Here is a 16246-nt window from a genome sequence, read left to right on the forward strand (position 1 = left end):
CGCTTCGCCGGGGCGGCACGGCGTGGTACCATCCGTATCATGGGTGTGCAGCCGAAACCCCGCATGACGGTCGACGCGTTCCTGGCCTGGGCCGCGGGTCGCGACGGTAAGTACGAGCTTATCGACGGCGAGGTGGTGGCGATGTCGCCGGAGCGCGTGCGGCATGCCGAGACCAAGGCGGCCGTGTTCGACGCGCTGCGGGCGGCGATCCGGGATGGCCGGCGCCCTTGCCGCGCGCTCATCGACGGCGTCGCCGTCAGAGTCGATGCGCAGACCAGCTACGTTCCCGATGTGCTCGTCTATTGCGGCGAGCGTGCCGACCTCGACGCGATGGAGGTGACGCCCGTGATCGTTGTCGAGGTGGTCTCGCCGTCCTCGCGCTCGATCGATACGAACCGCAAGCTGACCGGCTATTTCCGCGTACCGAGCGTGATGCACTACCTCGTCGTCGACCCGGGTGCACCGCTGGTCATTCATCACAGCCGCGACGGCGCGGGCGGCATCGCGGCACGCATCCTATCGACCGGCACTCTCGATCTCACGCCGCCCGGTCTGACCATCGCCGTCGCGGACCTGTTCGGACAACCTTGAGTGGGAGCAGAGCGCCGCCGCGGGTTGACGCGTCCGAGCACGGCTGCCACAGGCCCGAGGCATCGCTGACCAGACCGGACACAAGATGCCCGAATCCCTCGATCTCCTCGTCCTCGGCAACGCCATCGTCGACCTGATCGCGCGCACCGACGAGACGTTTCTCGCTGCGCAGGGCGTGCCGAAAGGCGCGATGCAGCTCATCGACGAAAAGCGGGCCGAAGAGCTTTTCGCGGCGATGGGGCAGACCACGGTCGTGTCGGGCGGCTCGGGCTCGAACACCGCGGCGGGTGCCGCGATCCTCGGTGCGAAGACCGGCTTCGTCGGCAAGGTCCGCGACGACGAACTCGGCGGCCTGTTCGCCCACGATCTCCGGGCGACCGGCGTGCGCTTCGACGTCGCCGCGGCGACCGAAGGCCCGGCCACCGCCCGCTGCTTCATCCTGGTGACGCCGGACGGCGAGCGCACCATGAACACCTATCTCGGCGCCTGCCAGGGCCTCACGCCGGCCGACGTCGACGAGGCCACGGCCGCGAGCGCGCGCACGATCTACCTCGAAGGCTACCTCTGGGATCCGCCGGAGGCCAAGGAAGCCTTCCGCAAGGCGGTCAAGATCGCGCACGGCGCCGGCAATGCCGTGGCGCTGACGCTCTCGGACGCCTTCTGCGTCGGCCGCTACCGCGACGAGTTTCTCGGCCTGATCCGGGACGGCAGCATCGACATCCTGTTCGCCAATCTCGGCGAGCTGAAGAGCCTCTACCAGACGGACGACGGGGAAGCCGCGATCAAGGCCCTGCGCGACGAGCGCGACGCCCGTGGCCATCACCTGCTGGGTCTCGTCACCCGGTCGGCCGAGGGCGCCCTGGTGGTGAAGGGCGGCGAAGTCCGCTCGGTCGAGGCGGCACCCGTGCGGGAGGTCGTCGACACGACGGGCGCGGGCGACCTGTTCGCGGCCGGCTTCCTGGCCGGCCATGCCCGCGGGCTCGACAACGTCACGAGTGCGCGTCTCGGAGCGCTCGCTGCGGCCGAAGTGATCGAGCATATCGGCGCCCGCCCGCAAAGGGACCTCGTCGCGTTGGCCAAGGCCCAGAATCTTCTCTGAGCCTCACGAGATGGCGCGCCTTGCGCCATCCGCTTCAGGGTGAAACGCCGCCTGACGACGGCCGGGCTGCATCCCTGGCCCGGCCGGGGCTGGTGGTCAGCGCGCGCGCTCCAACGCGTCGAACGCCATGATCGCCTTGGCGCAAGCCGCCTCGGACGGTGGCGGCAGGCTGGTCTCGAAGGCGATCGTCCGGTCCAGTTCCGGCAGGTAGCGGTCCTCGGTAAAGGCCGATCCGACGGCTGCCAGCATCCGTTCGCGGTTGATCTTGATCAATGCGCCGGTTCGCTCCTGCGGCACGCCACAGACCATGGCGCGCCCGATGATCCGGCCCTGCTTCGCGCCCTCCACCTGAGGGATGACGAGCGGCTTATCTTGAGCCGAGGCTGCCGCGCAAAACGACAGAAAGGCGAGCGTCCAGACCGGGACTCTCATCATGGCACATGCGCTCCCGGCTCTTCGCCCCGGCCGACTGATCGCCGGTGGAAGCCGCTACAGGCAAGGACTTTTCGCGCTCCCGTCGGCTTTATGCCGCCTGCGAGCGCCATTCCAACAACCCCGGCAAGGCCTTCAGATCGAGGGGCTTGGGCAGGAAGCCATCGAAGCCGGCGTCGCGGGCTGCACGTTCGTCTTCGCCCGCAGCGTTGGCGGTCAGCGCTACGAGTTGCCGAGGTACCGGGGCACCTTCGGCTTCGCGAGCGCGGATGCGGCGGACGGTTTCGAGGCCGTCGAGGCCGGGCATGCGGATGTCGATCAGAGCGAGGTCGAAAGCCGTCGGCGCAGCCTCGATCGCCGCCAGGGCGTCGATGCCGTCCCGGGCCAGCGTGACCGTGGCGCCGAGACGTTCGAGCGCCTTGGTGGCGAGAAGCGCGTTGATCGGGTTGTCTTCGGCCAGGAGCACCCGACGGCCGCGGCCGGGCATGGGGCGCCCGTTCGTGCCGAGCGTGTCGACGGAGGCCGAAATCGCCGGACGCGGCGACCTCGTCTCGGACGGCGCTTCCCGTGCGGCCGATCCCACGCCGGGCTCCAGCAGCCGGTCGAACAGCGAGCGGGCGCGCACCGGTTTGATCAGGTAGCTGTCGAAGCCCGCGGCACCCGGCGCACCGAACTCGCGCCGGTCGAAGGGCGAGAGCAGGATCAGGCTGCAGCGCACACCGCCGCGCCGCGCCTCGGTCGCGAGACGGCGCACATCGCCATCGCCCAACGCGCGATCCGCGATCAGCGCATCGAAGCCGGCGCCTGAGAGCGCATCGAGCGCCGCCTCCACGTTCGGCACGATGACGGCGGCAGCGCCCGAGCGGGACAGGCGCCGGGCGAGGTAGGGCGCCTGGAAGGGCGATTCCGCAACGATCAGGATCTTTCGCGCACGCAGCGACGGCGGACGCTGGGCCGTCTCCTCGCTGGCGAGCGGCAACGGCAGGATCACCCGGAATACGCTGCCGCGACCGGGCTTCGAACTGACCTCGATGCGCCCGCTCATGCGCTCGACGAGTCGCTGCGTGATGGCGAGGCCCAAGCCGGTGCCCTCGTGGCGCCGGCTGGCGCTGCCGTCACCTTGCTCGAATTCCTCGAAGAGCGCCGGAATGCGCTCCTCGGGAATTCCGGGGCCGGTATCCTCGATCGACAGGACGATCGCGTCCGCGGTCTGCGCCAGCACGACGCCGACGCCGCCGGACTGGGTGAACTTGATCGCGTTGCCGGCGAGGTTGAGCAGGATCTGGCGGACCCGGTCGGCATCGCCGATGCGCTGCGCCTGAAAATCCTCGGAGACGTCGAGGGCGATTTCCAGCCCCTTGTCCTGCGCGCGAGGCGCCAGGAGTTCGATGACGCCTTCGACGGTCGCGGCGACGTCGAAAGGCTCGGCCGCGAGGTCGAGCCGTCCGGCCTCGATCCGCGAGAAGTCGAGGATGCCGTCGACCAGGGAGAGCAGGGCCTTGCCGCTGGTGCGCACGGCCTCGACGTAGGTGCGCTGCTCGGCATCGAGCCCGGTTTCCAGCACGAGATCGGCCATGCCGAGAATGCCGTTGAGCGGTGTGCGGAACTCGTGGCTGACGGTGGCGAGAAAGCGGGATTTGGCGATGTTCGCGCTCTCTGCGCGACTCTTGGCCTCATCGAGGGAGCGCGCCGCCTCGATACGTGCGGTGACGTCGCAACCGGCCCGCAGCCAGTGCGGTGCGCCGCCGGTGCCCTGGACCGGCATTTCGATGAAGGAGAACCAGCGAGGCCGCCCATCCACCGGCAGCACCCGCTCCTCGACCTGCCGCACGCCGTCGGCGCGCTGCGCGATCTCGCCCGGTTCCAGGATCTGGAGCTGCACGGCGGAGCCGATCAGGTCGAGGGGCCTGGCGCCGAGCATCGCGGCAAACCCTTCGTTGGCAAAGGTGATCCGGCCCCGGTCGTCGCGCTGGACGATGCATTCCGTCGTCGCCTCGACCAAGGCCCGGTAGCGCTCCTCGCTCTCGGCGAGCAGCCAGAGCCGGTCCTGCATCGCCTCGGCGTCGTCGGATTCGTTCGCGACGGGCCCGCCGCGGCGGAGCGCGACGACGAGCATGACCGCGAGCCCGACCACGGTCAGGCCCAAGACCAGCATCGCGATCCCCTGCAGCGACATCGACACGCTCCACGATCGACCCGTGGGCCATCGGTGAAGACCGTGACAGCGGCGCGTGAAGGGGAGCTTGAGAAAGACGGCTAAGGGAGAGTCACCGGATTACGATCGATTCCGTGCGGGGTCCTGTCGTCCCGACGCCGCATCCGGGCGTCGGCGACCCGGCCTCGGGACGTGCTGCAGAATTCAATCGACCGCTTCGTTGGAAGACTCGGCGAATTCTTTGCCAAGCTGCAGGAGAAGCATGTCGAGCAGCACACGCGAGCGAAACGACCCATCGGATCCAAGTATCTTCCGAGCCTCCAGAAACAACTCGATCGCCTGTTCTATTCTCGCGCGTTCACTGGCTGTCACCCGAGTCTCCAAGGCACGCCGCGATGCCCGTCACCGCATCGCAATTCGAGACATTAGCGCGCACGACCGGAACTTCAACTTCAAATTCCACCCCGAGCCCGACCCCATTACACATTGGCGATCGTACCGAGACGCCAAATGATCGATCTGTCTATTTCGATAGATGGTTCTATTGGATTGAATACGCACTACGGCGCGATAAATACTCGAAACGAAGACTGAACCGGACATTTGGCCGCATCGCATGGTTTCGCGAAACGCAGCGCGCATGACGGAAACGGGGCATAGGCCGTCTCGTGCTTCACGCACCGGCGGCAATGGTGTAGGCGCGACCCCGTCAGTACCCGTCTTTGCCCCCCGGACTTCGGCCATGACCGCCCGCATCGATGCCACCTTCGCCCGCTGCCGCGCGGAAGGCCGTGCCGCCCTCGTCACCTACGTGATGGCGGGCGACCCGGACGCCGAAACCTCTCTGACCCTGCTGAAGGCTCTGCCGGAGGCGGGCGCCGACATCGTCGAGTTCGGCTTGCCCTTCACCGACCCGATGGCCGACGGGCCGGCCATCCAGGCGGCGGGCCTGCGGGCGCTGGCGTCGGGCCAGGACCTGCACAAGACGCTTCGCCTCGTCGCCCGCTTCCGCGAGGAGAACGGTGACACGCCGGTCGTCCTGATGGGCTACTACAACCCGATCTACGTCTACGGCGTCTCGCGCTTCCTCGACGATGCGCTCGCTGCCGGAATCGACGGACTCATCGTCGTCGACCTGCCACCGGAGGAAGACGAGGAATTGTGCCTGCCGGCCTTGGCCAAAGGCCTCGCCTTTATCCGGCTGGCCACTCCGACCACCGACGAACACCGGCTGCCGGCCGTGCTGAAGAACACCGCCGGCTTCGTCTACTACGTTTCGATCACCGGCATCACCGGCACCGCCACCCCGGATTTCAGCCGCGTCGCCGAGGCTGTCGGCCGCATCCGCTCCCATACCGAACTTCCGGTCGTCGTCGGCTTCGGCGTCAAGACGCGGGCCGACGCCGCCGCCATCGCGCAGGGCGCCGACGGCGTCGTGGTCGGCTCGGCCCTGGTCGCGGCACTTGCCAAGAGCCTCGACGGTGAGAACCGGGCGAGCGCCGGGAGCGTCGAAGCGGTGACCGCACTGGTCAGGGAACTGGCGGCGGGCGTGAGAGAGCCGACGACGGCTGCGTGAGGCGCGGCGCCTCCGGATTTCCTCCTACCCGGCACGCTCATTCGCCTCGGCCAGAGCATACGCGATGAGCCGCCCACGCGCGGCGTCGTCCATCGGGCAGCCCTCGGACAACCACAGCGTCCGCGCCGCCGCGAGACCGCGACCGACGGCGCGCCCGGGGCGGAGGCCACGGGCGACGAGGTCTCCGCCGCCGAGGGGAAGGACCGGCCGGTTTCGGGAGGCCACGAGGCCGGCCAGGATCGACAGGGCCTCGGGTTCGACCCGTGGGCGCGGCTCGCCGCCGAGGGCGCGCAGAACCTCGGCCACCATCAGCGGCCCATGGACCGCCGCGAGCCCGCGAACGTCACGGCTCTCGATGTCCTTCCGGCTGCGGAGATCCGACGCGGCGGCGGCGTAGTCCGCGAGATGGGCATACTCGGCCTTCGAGAGGCGTAGACGGTCGCGGAGGCGCTCCGCATCTTCGACGGTCTGGACGCAGAGCGCCGCGAGCCGTGCCGCAGCCGGCGCGCCTGCATCCGTAGCGGCCCGGGCGAGCCGGCCGAGATCCCCCACGCCACCGACCAGACCGGCCAGAAGCCCGGTCTCGCTCATCACGGCGATGGCCGGCACGGCCCGCGGCGCGAGCAGCAGCTTCAGGGTTTCCGCCCTCACCCGCTCCCGCGAGAGGCGATCGAGGGAGGCGCGGGCAGCGATGACCGCGCGCAGGCCGGCCGGATCCGGCTCGCCGCGACCGAAACGGGCATGGAAGCGGAAGAATCGGAGTGCGCGGAGGGAATCCTCGCGGATGCGCGTTGCCGGATCGCCGATGAAGCGGACGCGGCCCGCATCGAGGTCGGCGAGACCGTCAGCGGGGTCGTGAAGCGCGCCGTCCGCGTCGAGCGAGAGGGCGTTAATGGTGAAATCCCGCCGGTCGGCGTCGCGGCGGAAATCGCGGCCGAAGCGGACGACTGCGTGACGGCCGTCGGTCTCGATGTCCTGACGCAAGGTCGTGACCTCGACGGGCGTGCCGTCGACGACGAGGGTGACGGTGCCGTGGTCGAAGCCCGTCGGAACCGCCTTGAGCCCGGCAGCCCTGGCGAGCGCCATGGTGCGCGCGGGCGGATGCGTCGTGGCGAGATCGATGTCGGCGGCGTCCTGACCGAGCAGGGCATCACGAACGCAGCCGCCGACGAGACGCGTCTCCTCCCCCTCGGCGCGAAGGGCCGCGAGGCATACCGCGACACTTGGACGGGCGAGCAGCCGCTCCAGACCTTCCGCATCGAGGCCTACGGGGATCATACCGGCGACCGCAGGCATCGCCCCCTCCAGCGACCGGCCGTCCGCCTGCATGGCCGAGCCGCGCCGCCCCGATGACCGACGGCCCCCACGGCATCAGCCGCACGGCCCAGCCCCGTCATTGGAACACGCCCGGCACGAGCCGCCCATTTTCCATGTGCGGCGGCACGTAGCCGTCGGGATGGCGGGTGGCGGTGAGGCCGGTCATCAGCAACGAGGCGACGACGACGAAAATCCCCGCCAGGACGAGACGGACCCATTGCGCCTCCCAGTGTTCGGCCTGCAGCGGATTTCGCCGCAAGAGGACGAGAACGCCGGCGAAGGCGAGAAACGGCAGCGCGAAGAGGACGAGTTCCTCGAGAATCCAACGGAGCATGCGGGCGGTCTACGCGAAACCGTGGCTCTGCGCCCTACCGGAACAGGCGCTCGTAGAGATTATGCACGATCCCGGCCGTGAGCCCCCAGATCAACCGCTCGCCGAAGGGGATGGCGTAGTAGATCCGCATGCGCCCCTGCCAGCTGCGCGTCTTGATCAGGTGGCGGCCCGGATCCATCAGGTGGCCCAGGGGCACCTCGAACACGTCCGCCACTTCATCCGGATTGATGTTGAGATGCGGGTTCGGTTCCACCAGCCCCACCACTGGCGTGACGAGGAAGCCGGTGGCCGAGAGATACGGGTCGAGATAGCCCAGCGGGCGTACTTTTGCCGGCGACAGCCCGATCTCCTCCTCGGCCTCGCGCAGGGCCGTCGCCACCGGCGAGGGATCACCCGGATCCATCTTGCCGCCGGGAAAGGCGATCTGGCCAGAATGGTCGCGCAGATGCGCGGCACGCTGCGTCAGCACCACCGCGAGGCCGCCGGGTACCGGCAGGATCGGCACCAGCACCGCCGCGGGCCGATGCGGCTGCAGCGGGGCGATCGCGAAACCGTCGGGATCGAGATCGTGGTCGCCGCGCGGGTTGCAGGTCGGGTCGCCGGGGCCGGGCGGCTCCTGCACGAGGCCGCGCTCCGCCCGGCGGAGGAAATCCGAGAGGTCGTCGGCCCAGATCGCGGGACCGCGGCCGGACGCCAGGACACCGTCGGGAGGCCTCATCCGGCAACCTTCAGGTCGGCGGTTCGCACGATCGGGTGGAAGCGGCCGCCGGCCGCCAGCCCGAGCCAGTCCCGGCCGTCGATTTCACGCTCCTCGGCGAGGTCGACGAGATCGTAGGTCAAGGCCCGTGTCAGGAGTGCCCAGAGGCCGCCGCGGACCTTCACGTAGGGCTTGAAGCCACCGGAGCCGTCCTGCTCGAAGCGGATCGGATGGTCGTCGTCGAGCGGGACGAGATCGTCGACATTGGTGCGGAATCCGATGCGCCGGAGCTCTCCCTCCCCGTCCACCGCCATCTCGACGGCGACGAAGGGGGCGTCGTCCACCCTGATGGTCATGCGCTCCGCCGGCGTGACGAGCACGGTCGAGCCGTCGGGCTCCCGTCTCAGGATCGTGGAAAACAGTTTGACCAAAGCCGGCCGGCGGATCGGCGCCCCTTCGTGAAACCAAGTCCCGTCGGCGGCAATTCGAATATCGATCGTACCGCAATGCTTGGGATGCCAGAGTTCGACCGGGGGCAGCCCGCGCGTCGGCAGGTCTCCCAGTGCCGCGCCGAGGCGGCCGAGGGCGGAATCGGTCGTGGGAGTCGGCAATTCGGGCCGTGTCGGGTCTGTCGTCATCGGGACATCCAACGCGCTTGGCGGACGCCTGTTGCGTCGGCCGCCGAGGAGAACCTTCGACCACGGACTGGGTTCGACTGTCCCGTCGGCTGCGTCTCTGCCGTTTGGAACGGCGACAGCCTTCGGATCCGCGCCCGTCACGTAGAGTTGCCGCCCGCACAAACAAGCATTCTGAGGTTCTACATGATCGGACGGTTAACAGCGATTTAACCATATAAGAGATTGAGAAGATTACCATCCCCTCTACCTGAGGCGCATTTTGAGGCGGGACGACACCAATTGCCTAACGGATCCTCATCGTCATCCCGGCTTGGGTTTGCTAGGGTTCATCATCGGTTAACGGGATCGCGCAGCAATGGCCAATTCTCCAGGCCCGGCCAAACGTTACCTGCCTTTCGGAGGAATGCTCAGCAATCCGGATTGGGGCATCGGCCGCACCAAGGCCTATCGCAGCCGTCCCGGACGGGTCGAAACCGTCAAGCCCGAAGAACGGCTGTTCGCGCTGCGCCAGCTCGAAGTGACCTACGACAAGGCCCGCGAAACGCTCTGGACCTACATGAAGCCGGACGGGCGCCCGAGCTACAATCCCGACATGCTCGCGGACTTTCGGTCCTGGCAGGACGGGATCGAAGCGAAGTTCTCCGGCGAGGATTCGAACCTGCGCTACCTCGTCCTCGGCTCGCGCTATCAGGGCGTCTTCAGCTTCGGGGGCGATCTCCGGCTCTTCGCCCAGAAGATCCGCCAGCGTGATCGCGAGACCCTCGTCGGCTACGGCAACGCCTGCGTCGAGATCCTCCACCGCAACATGAACGCCCTCGGCCTGCCGATCGTGACGATCGGGCTGGTGCAGGGCGACGCGCTCGGCGGCGGGTTCGAGTCGCTGCTCTCGTTCGACGTGGTCGTCGCCGAGAAGGGCGCCAAGTTCGGCTTTCCCGAAATCCTGTTCGGCCTGTTTCCCGGCATGGGCGCATTCAGCTTCCTCGCCCGCCGCATCGGCTCGAACAAGGCGCAGGAACTCATCCTCAGCGGCAAGACCTATACCGCCGAGGACATGCACGCGATGGGCGTCGTCCATGTGCTGGCGGAGCCCGGCAAGGGCGAGGCGGCGGTCCAGGACTACATCGCCCGCAGCAGCCGCCGCCACAACGGCCACCGCGCGATCTATCAGGCCGCCCGCGAGGTCGATCGGATCTCGCTGCTGGAACTGAAGAAGATCGTCTCGATCTGGGCCGACGCCGCGCTGAAGCTGCGCGACCAGGACCTGAAGATCATGGAACGGCTCGTCGCGGCACAGGACAGGCTCGGCGTGCAGACGGCGGCGGCCTGAGATCCCGGAGGCCGATCACGCAGCGCTGCGGATCATGGCCGAGCCGTCGCTGATGATGGTGCGGATGGCGCCGGCCGAGATCGGGCGGCTGAACAGGTAGCCCTGGCCGAGGTCGCAGCCTTCCGCCTTCAGGATCGCGAGTTGCTCCTCGGTCTCGACACCCTCGACGACGATGGTCATGCCGAGGCTCTTGCCCATCCCGACGACGGCGCGGACGATCGCGACCGAGTCCGCCGCCTCGCTCAGTTCGTTCACGAAGGAACGGTCGATCTTGAGCGTGTCGAACGGGAATTTCTTGAGGTAGCTCAGCGACGAATAGCCGGTCCCGAAATCGTCCAACGACAGATGGATGCCGAGCGACTGGAGCTGGTCGATGGTGGTGAGCGTGTGCTCGTTGCCGTCGAGGGTCACGCTTTCCGTGACCTCGAGCTCGAGGCGCTGCGCCGGCAGGCCCGAACGCTGAAGGGCGCTGACGACCTGCAGCGACAGCGACGGATTGTTGAACTGCACCGGCGAGAGATTGACGGCGACCCCGACCTCGTCCGGCCAGTTGCGCGCCTCGCGGCAGGCTTCGTTCAGGACCCAGTCGCCGATCGGCAGGATCAGGCCGGTTTCTTCGGCGACATGGATGAAGTCGAGCGGGGAGACATAGCCGCGGGTCGGATGTTTCCAGCGCAGCAGCGCTTCGCACCGGGCCACCCGGCCGGTGCCGAGATCGATCAGCGGCTGGTAGAGCAGTTCGAATTCGTCATTCGCCAGGGCGGTGCGCAGGTCGGCTTCGATCGCGTGCCGCGCCTGGGTCTCGGCCTCCATCTCCGGCTGGAAGATGCGGTAGGTGCTGCGGCCGTCGGCCTTGGCGGCATAGAGCGCGATGTCCGCGCATTTCAGCAACCGGTCCCCGTCATCGGCATGAATGGGCGCGAGCGCGGTTCCGACGGAGGCCCCGATCCGAACCGGCGAGCCGTCGATCTCGAAAGGCTCCTCCAGGAGACGGACGATGCCGTGGGCGAGCACGCCGGCCTCGTCGAGGCTGCCGAGCCCGTTCTGGATGATGACGAACTCGTCGCCGCCGATGCGCGAAGCGCTGTTGGCGCCGTGGACGACGGTGCGAAGACGGTCGGCCACCAATTGCAGGAGGCGGTCGCCGGCCGGATGGCCCTTGGTGTCGTTGATCGCCTTGAAACGGTCGAGGTCGAGCAGGTGGATGGCGAAATGGCCCGAATGGCGGCGGGCGACGCCGAGCGACTCGTCGATCTGCTGGCGGAAGCTGCTGCGGTTATACAGGCCGGTGAGCTCGTCGTAGCGCGCCATCTGGTTGATGCGGGCCTCGTCCCGCTTCCGCTCGGTGATGTCCTCATAGATCACCACGGCCTCGGCCTCCGCCGTGCGGCGCTGCACGAGCGAGATGAAGCGGTCTCCGGGAAGTTTGACGACAAGCGAGCCATCGGCCAGGGCGGCGTTCGCCTGCTCGAAGGCGCCGAGATTCGTGCGGCGCGGCCCATTGGCCATCTCGATCTCGGCCAAGCTCTCCCCGAACAGCGCGCGCGCCGAGGCGCCGACGACCACCCGGGCCGGGTCGAGACCGGAGATCTCGAGAAAGCGCCGGTTCCAGACCTTCAACCGGCCGCGGGTGTCGAACATGCACAGGCCGTGGGACATGTTGTTCAGGGCGATGTCGAAGAGATCGGCCTGCGCCTTGAAGCTTTCGGCTAGCGCCGCCTTCTCGCGGGTCGTCACCAGGGCCGTGACCACGGTTTCGCGGATGCTGAGCGTGATGTCGATCATCCCGTAGGCAAACAGGATGATGACGACGCCCAGGGCCATATGCGAGCCGCCGCCCACCAGAAACATCCCCAGGCTGAGCGGCAGCGAGGACAGCAGCAACTGGCCGATGGCGAGGAAGGGACGGCCGGCGTTGCGGCCGGAGATGCCGGCACCGTAGCCGATCGCGGTGCTCGCCGTGATCACCTGAAGCGCAACATCGTTTGAGCGCGTGATCGCGAGGAAGGCGCACAGACCCAGCAGCGCCGCGAACGCGAAGCCGCCGACGGCGTAGAAAAGCTCCCAGGTCTTGTAGGTCAGCGAAACTTCGGGACGACTCCGGATGTAGATGCGGGCGATGGCGATGCGGCTCGCGCCGACGATCACGATGGCGGCTGCGACGCAGGCGAAACTCGGATCGCCCGACCGGAACGCCGCCGCACCCGCAATGATTGCACCGGAGACCGCGCCGACGACGAGGGATTTGAACGGCGTGTAGAGACCATCGACGAGCGCACGTTTGACGTCGGTCGCCAGCGCCCGGTCTTCCGCCTCGATGGCTGCGACGTGTCTGAGAAGGCTCAAGAGCTCGATTCCGGGAACCGCTCGATCTGCAGCCGATACCAAGGGAACTTAAAGAACATCTGAATCGCGGTGACGATTCCTTAGGCGCGAACAATGTTTCTATACCTTGCCGGGTCGTCGGAATGCCGGCAAACGCCGCCGCGGCGTTCGAAAACTGGTGCCTGGGGATGGTCCTAACCCCGTCTCGTCCCAGCGCGCTCCACTGCCAACCGACGACTGAAATGAGTGCGCTTTCCAACCGGGCGGATGCCGGTTTTTCGCAAGAAAGCTTCTCGAAAACAAAGGCTTAGAGGCGAAGAGCCGATGCAATCGGATCGGGTACGGCTCTAGCCCAGGACGCCACTCGCGCGTTGGTTGAGATAGAGAAAGTCGGGCGACGCGACTCCGGCACGCTCGCGGATTTCAACCAGTCGTTCGAACGAGAAGAACGCCCGCGCTTCGGCCAGCGACCGCCACCGGGAGAAGTGCACCACCCTGTTCGGATCCGTGTCGTCGCTGAGCACGCGATAGGAGATTTCGCCGGCATCCCTGCGCAGCGCCGCCGCCTCGTCGAACACTGTTTTCCAGGCATCGTAGTCGGCGACGTCGTGGATGATCAGGACGAACGTCAAGACGGTCATTCCCTCGCGATGGCCACGCTTCGAGGCCCGGCAAATCTCAGGATCGCTCCTTCAACACCTTCCAGATCCCGGAGATCGACGCCAGTGGCCGGCCCTCGCAGGTCAGGATCGCGCGCACGAAGACCAGCGAGGAGGTTTTCCGGACGACCTCCGGCACCGTCTCGACCACGTCGCCGATCTTGGCGGCGCCGACGAACTGGGTGTTCATCTCGATGGTGACGCAGCCGGCGCCGTCCATGGCCTCCATGGCGACGATGCTGAGCGCACGGTCGGCGAAGGTCACCAGCATGCCGCCATGCACGATGCCGACGAGGTTGCCGTGCTTCGGCTCGGCCTGGAAGGCGAAGGCCTTGCGACCGTCGCGGTGGTAGACCGGGCCGGTCAGCGCGATGAACCCGGGATCCTCGAAAGGCGTCCAGCCCTGCGGAAACGCCGTATCGTTCCGTTCCTCGGCCATCCTGTCCTGCTCCCTTGCGGCGAAACGTCGGGCCGGCTTCCGCGTAATGTCGCGGTCATGCTGCCGTAAGCCCGTTTCCGCCCATATAGCGTCCGTCGGCGGGGGCAAAACCGCGGTGCTTGCGTTCGCCCCGTGTTCGGCGGCAGACTCTGGCGTTCATGGCCACGCTGACCGACGACGCGGTCCATCCTCATTCGGAGCATCCCCCTCGATGGCACAGGGCGCCAATCCGGCAGCGACGAGCCTCGACGACGGTATCGTCGCGACGGCGGAATCCTGCCTCGCCGCGGTGGGCCGGGCGCGCGAGTCGATCCACTCCGTCATCTTCGGCCAGGAAAAGGTCGTCGACCTCGCCCTCGTCACCATCCTGGCCGGCGGCCACGGCCTGCTGGTCGGCCTGCCAGGGCTTGCCAAGACCAAACTCGTCGAGACGCTCGGCACCGTGCTCGGGCTCGATGCGCGGCGCGTGCAGTTCACGCCCGACCTGATGCCATCCGACATCCTCGGCACCGAGATCTTGGACGAGGATGCCGAACGTCGCCGCTCCTTCCGCTTCGTGAAGGGACCGGTCTTCACCCAGCTTCTGATGGCCGACGAGATCAACCGGGCGTCGCCCCGCACGCAGTCGGCCCTGCTGCAGGCGATGCAGGAGCATCACGTCTCGGTCGCCGGCGAGCGCCACGACCTGCCCCGGCCCTTCCACGTGCTCGCGACCCAGAACCCGATCGAGCAGGAAGGCACCTACCCTCTGCCCGAGGCGCAGCTCGACCGGTTCCTGCTGGAGATCGACGTCGGCTATCCCGACCGCGCCGCCGAGCGTCGCATCCTGATCGAGACCACCGGCGTCGAGGACCAGCACGCCAAGGCGGTGATGACCACCGACGAACTCCTGACCGCCCAGCGTCTCGTGCGCCGCCTGCCGGTGGGCGAGGCGGTGGTCGACGCGATCCTCGATCTGGTCCGCTCGGCCCGTCCCGAGGGCGGCGACGCCGCAATCGGCAAGAAGCTGCTCTGGGGGCCCGGCCCCCGCGCCAGCCAGGCGCTGACGCTCGCGGTGCGCGCCCGCGCCCTGATCGAGGGTCGCGTCGCCCCCTCCGTCGCCGACGTCAAGGCGCTCGCCGAGCCGGTGCTGAAGCACCGCATGGCCCTGAACTTCGCGGCGCGTGCCGACGGCGAGACCATTCCGGGTCTGATCGCCCAGCTCGCCGGGAAGCTCTGACACCGATGGCCACCACCCGGCTCATCGCGGCCGACCGAAGGGCGCCCGGCCGCGGCGAGACCGAGAGTGCGCTCTCGCTCGCGAGCCGGATGCCGCGGCTGATCCTGGAGGCGCGGCGCGTGTCGAGCATGTTGGCCCATGGCCTGCACGGCCGACGTCGGGCGGGACCGGGCGAGACCTTCTGGCAGTTCCGGCCTTTCGTGAGCGGCGAGGCGGCGGCGCGCATCGACTGGCGCCGCTCGGCCCATGACGACCGGCTCTACGTCCGCGAGCGCGAGTGGGAGGCCGCCCACACCATCTGGTTCTGGATCGACCGCTCCGCTTCCATGGGTTTTGCGTCCGATCTCGCCCTGGCGCCGAAGGTTGAGCGCGCGCTGGTGCTCGGGTTGGCGCTGGCCGACACCTTCGTGGAAGGCGGCGAGCGCGTCGGGCTGCTCGGCTTGACCCGTCCGGTGTCGTCGCGCGGCATCGTCGAGAGCATGGCGCAGACGCTGGCGCACGACACGCCCGGCCTGACGCAGGATCTACCTCCGACATCTACGCCCGGCCGCTTCGACGAGACCATTCTCGTCAGCGACTTCCTGACTCCGCTCGACCGGGTGCGCGAGTCGGTGCAAGCGATCTCGGCCCGCGGCACGCACGGCCACCTCGTCGTCATCGTCGACCCGATCGAAGAGACCTTCCCCTTCTCCGGCCAGACCGTGCTGCACGAGCCCGAGGGCGGGGTAACGCTCGACATCGGCGATGCCGGCGCTTGGGGCGAGGCCTATCGCGCGCGGATCGCGCAGCACCGCGACGGCCTCTCCGAGATCGCCCGTGCCCAGGGCTGGACGCTGACGATCCACCGCACCGATCGCCCGGCGAGCGAGGCGGCGCTCCGCTTGCTCACGCTCGTCGCCGCCGCGCGCGGAAGCGGCTGAGGAGAGACACGTGTTCGGAGTCCCCCTCACCTTCGCCGCCCCCCTCGCGCTGGCAGCCCTCGCCGCGCTGCCGGCCCTGTGGTTCCTGCTGCGGGTGACGCCGCCGCGGGCGCGCCGCATCGAATTCCCGCCGCTCGCCCTCGTCGCCGACCTGATGCCGAAGCGCGAGACGCCGGCCCGCACGCCGCCCTGGCTGCTGCTGCTGCGCATCCTCGCCGCCGCCTGCCTGATCCTCGCTGTGTCCGGCCCGGTCTGGAACCCGGCCGGCATCGGCGCCGCCGCCGGTCGCACGCCGCTGCTGGTGCTCCTGGATAACGGCATCGGTACCGCGCACGACTGGCGCGACCGGCTGCGCGCCGCGACCGACGAGATCGAGGGCGCCGCCCCGGAAAGCGAGTAGAGATACTCGTCGCAGGTGGCGTGAGTGTGCGGCGGCGTCGGCTTGTAGACGCGGAAGACCCGGGCGCTGGCGGCCGCGTCGTCGGTGAAGCGGTGGCACGACCTCCTGCACGACGTGA

16 protein-coding genes and 1 pseudogene are annotated in these 16246 nt (G+C 68.3%); 7 read left to right on the plus strand and 10 right to left on the minus strand.

From position 1 onward, the window contains the following. Positions 1 to 63 precede the first annotated feature (63 nt). Both FV217_RS06030 and FV217_RS06035 read left to right on the plus strand, forming a co-directional pair. Entirely contained in the window at positions 64 to 591 is a 528-nt protein-coding gene (locus FV217_RS06030) for a Uma2 family endonuclease (protein ID WP_306424654.1), read from the plus strand. An 85-nt stretch (positions 592 to 676) separates the two neighbouring features. After that, positions 677 to 1690 carry an adenosine kinase gene (locus tag FV217_RS06035; RefSeq protein WP_147816013.1) on the plus strand — a complete coding sequence of 338 codons (1014 nt, stop codon included), beginning with the start codon at positions 677 to 679 and terminating at the stop codon, positions 1688 to 1690. A 96-nt stretch (positions 1691 to 1786) separates the two neighbouring features. On the opposite strand, the gene FV217_RS06040 is transcribed toward FV217_RS06035, so the two are convergent. The 3 genes from FV217_RS06040 to FV217_RS22730 form a co-directional block, all read right to left on the minus strand. Continuing rightward, positions 1787 to 2125, minus strand: coding sequence for a hypothetical protein (locus FV217_RS06040; RefSeq protein WP_147816015.1), 339 nt, complete (start codon positions 2123 to 2125; stop codon positions 1787 to 1789). Between the two features lie 88 nt (positions 2126 to 2213). Then, a complete protein-coding gene (locus FV217_RS06045; RefSeq protein WP_246682726.1) occupies positions 2214 to 4238 on the minus strand; it encodes an ATP-binding protein in 2025 nt (674 codons plus the stop codon). A 243-nt stretch (positions 4239 to 4481) separates the two neighbouring features. Next, positions 4482 to 4649 (minus strand): hypothetical protein, encoded by a 168-nt coding sequence (locus FV217_RS22730; RefSeq protein ID WP_187272445.1) that lies wholly within the window; start codon positions 4647 to 4649, stop codon positions 4482 to 4484. Positions 4650 to 5019: 370 nt separating this feature from the next. On the opposite strand from FV217_RS22730, the gene trpA reads away from it, so the two are divergent. Continuing rightward, positions 5020 to 5853 carry a tryptophan synthase subunit alpha gene (gene trpA / locus FV217_RS06050; protein ID WP_147816017.1) on the plus strand — a complete coding sequence of 278 codons (834 nt, stop codon included), beginning with the start codon at positions 5020 to 5022 and terminating at the stop codon, positions 5851 to 5853. Positions 5854 to 5877: 24 nt separating this feature from the next. On the opposite strand, the gene FV217_RS06055 is transcribed toward trpA, so the two are convergent. The 4 genes from FV217_RS06055 to FV217_RS06070 all read right to left on the minus strand — a co-directional run bounded on the left by FV217_RS06055 (position 5878) and on the right by FV217_RS06070 (position 8839). Further along, positions 5878 to 7149, minus strand: coding sequence for a CCA tRNA nucleotidyltransferase (locus FV217_RS06055; RefSeq protein WP_187272446.1), 1272 nt, complete (start codon positions 7147 to 7149; stop codon positions 5878 to 5880). 97 nt (positions 7150 to 7246) lie between these two features. Continuing rightward, positions 7247 to 7504 (minus strand): DUF6111 family protein, encoded by a 258-nt coding sequence (locus FV217_RS06060; RefSeq protein WP_147816019.1) that lies wholly within the window; start codon positions 7502 to 7504, stop codon positions 7247 to 7249. Positions 7505 to 7538: 34 nt separating this feature from the next. Continuing rightward, entirely contained in the window at positions 7539 to 8222 is a 684-nt protein-coding gene (locus FV217_RS06065; protein ID WP_147816021.1) for a CoA pyrophosphatase, read from the minus strand. Beyond that, positions 8219 to 8839: a DUF1285 domain-containing protein gene (locus tag FV217_RS06070; protein WP_147816023.1), complete on the minus strand. Its 621-nt coding sequence runs from the start codon at positions 8837 to 8839 to the stop codon at positions 8219 to 8221. Before FV217_RS06070 ends, FV217_RS06065 begins: the two co-directional genes overlap by 4 nt. A 403-nt stretch (positions 8840 to 9242) precedes the next feature. Between FV217_RS06070 and FV217_RS06075 the strand changes: the two genes are divergently transcribed. After that, positions 9243 to 10166: a crotonase/enoyl-CoA hydratase family protein gene (locus tag FV217_RS06075; RefSeq protein WP_238232811.1), complete on the plus strand. Its 924-nt coding sequence runs from the start codon at positions 9243 to 9245 to the stop codon at positions 10164 to 10166. A 15-nt stretch (positions 10167 to 10181) separates the two neighbouring features. Here the strand turns inward: FV217_RS06075 and FV217_RS06080 are convergent, their stop codons facing one another. The 3 genes from FV217_RS06080 to FV217_RS06090 all read right to left on the minus strand — a co-directional run bounded on the left by FV217_RS06080 (position 10182) and on the right by FV217_RS06090 (position 13589). After that, positions 10182 to 12512, minus strand: a complete 2331-nt coding sequence (locus tag FV217_RS06080) for an EAL domain-containing protein (protein WP_147816027.1) — start codon at positions 12510 to 12512, stop codon at positions 10182 to 10184. A gap of 326 nt (positions 12513 to 12838) precedes the next feature. Continuing rightward, positions 12839 to 13123, minus strand: coding sequence for an antibiotic biosynthesis monooxygenase (locus FV217_RS06085; RefSeq protein WP_147816029.1), 285 nt, complete (start codon positions 13121 to 13123; stop codon positions 12839 to 12841). Between the two features lie 46 nt (positions 13124 to 13169). Beyond that, entirely contained in the window at positions 13170 to 13589 is a 420-nt protein-coding gene (locus tag FV217_RS06090; RefSeq protein WP_147816031.1) for a PaaI family thioesterase, read from the minus strand. Positions 13590 to 13800: 211 nt separating this feature from the next. Between FV217_RS06090 and FV217_RS06095 the strand changes: the two genes are divergently transcribed. From FV217_RS06095 to FV217_RS06105, 3 genes and pseudogenes are all read left to right on the plus strand, one after another. Beyond that, the gene (locus FV217_RS06095; RefSeq protein WP_147816033.1) at positions 13801 to 14808 is read left to right on the plus strand and encodes a MoxR family ATPase; all 1008 of its coding nucleotides are present in this window, start codon (positions 13801 to 13803) and stop codon (positions 14806 to 14808) included. A 5-nt stretch (positions 14809 to 14813) separates the two neighbouring features. Beyond that, positions 14814 to 15728, plus strand: a complete 915-nt coding sequence (locus FV217_RS06100) for a DUF58 domain-containing protein (RefSeq protein ID WP_147816035.1) — start codon at positions 14814 to 14816, stop codon at positions 15726 to 15728. Positions 15729 to 15738: 10 nt separating this feature from the next. Next, a pseudogene (locus FV217_RS06105) lies at positions 15739 to 16113 on the plus strand (BatA domain-containing protein); the annotation flags it as partial. Positions 16114 to 16246 lie beyond the last annotated feature (133 nt).

Source organism: Methylobacterium sp. WL9, from assembly GCF_008040035.1.
Taxonomy (GTDB): Bacteria; Pseudomonadota; Alphaproteobacteria; order Rhizobiales; family Beijerinckiaceae; genus Methylobacterium; species Methylobacterium thuringiense.

Excerpts from the sequence above, each read along its gene's own strand:
- FV217_RS06030 (WP_306424654.1), top strand. The coding sequence starts at position 64 with ATGACGGTCGACGCGTTCCTGGCCTGGGCCGCGGGTCGCGACGGTAAG.
- FV217_RS06035 (WP_147816013.1), top strand. The coding sequence starts at position 677 with ATGCCCGAATCCCTCGATCTCCTCGTCCTCGGCAACGCCATCGTCGAC.
- FV217_RS06040 (WP_147816015.1), bottom strand. The coding sequence starts at position 2,125 with ATGATGAGAGTCCCGGTCTGGACGCTCGCCTTTCTGTCGTTTTGCGCG.
- FV217_RS06045 (WP_246682726.1), bottom strand. The coding sequence starts at position 4,238 with ATGCTCGTCGTCGCGCTCCGCCGCGGCGGGCCCGTCGCGAACGAATCC.
- trpA (WP_147816017.1), top strand. The coding sequence starts at position 5,020 with ATGACCGCCCGCATCGATGCCACCTTCGCCCGCTGCCGCGCGGAAGGC.
- FV217_RS06055 (WP_187272446.1), bottom strand. The coding sequence starts at position 7,149 with ATGCCTGCGGTCGCCGGTATGATCCCCGTAGGCCTCGATGCGGAAGGT.
- FV217_RS06060 (WP_147816019.1), bottom strand. The coding sequence starts at position 7,504 with ATGCTCCGTTGGATTCTCGAGGAACTCGTCCTCTTCGCGCTGCCGTTT.
- FV217_RS06065 (WP_147816021.1), bottom strand. The coding sequence starts at position 8,222 with ATGAGGCCTCCCGACGGTGTCCTGGCGTCCGGCCGCGGTCCCGCGATC.
- FV217_RS06070 (WP_147816023.1), bottom strand. The coding sequence starts at position 8,839 with ATGACGACAGACCCGACACGGCCCGAATTGCCGACTCCCACGACCGAT.
- FV217_RS06075 (WP_238232811.1), top strand. The coding sequence starts at position 9,243 with ATGCTCAGCAATCCGGATTGGGGCATCGGCCGCACCAAGGCCTATCGC.
- FV217_RS06090 (WP_147816031.1), bottom strand. The coding sequence starts at position 13,589 with ATGGCCGAGGAACGGAACGATACGGCGTTTCCGCAGGGCTGGACGCCT.
- FV217_RS06095 (WP_147816033.1), top strand. The coding sequence starts at position 13,801 with ATGGCACAGGGCGCCAATCCGGCAGCGACGAGCCTCGACGACGGTATC.
- FV217_RS06100 (WP_147816035.1), top strand. The coding sequence starts at position 14,814 with ATGGCCACCACCCGGCTCATCGCGGCCGACCGAAGGGCGCCCGGCCGC.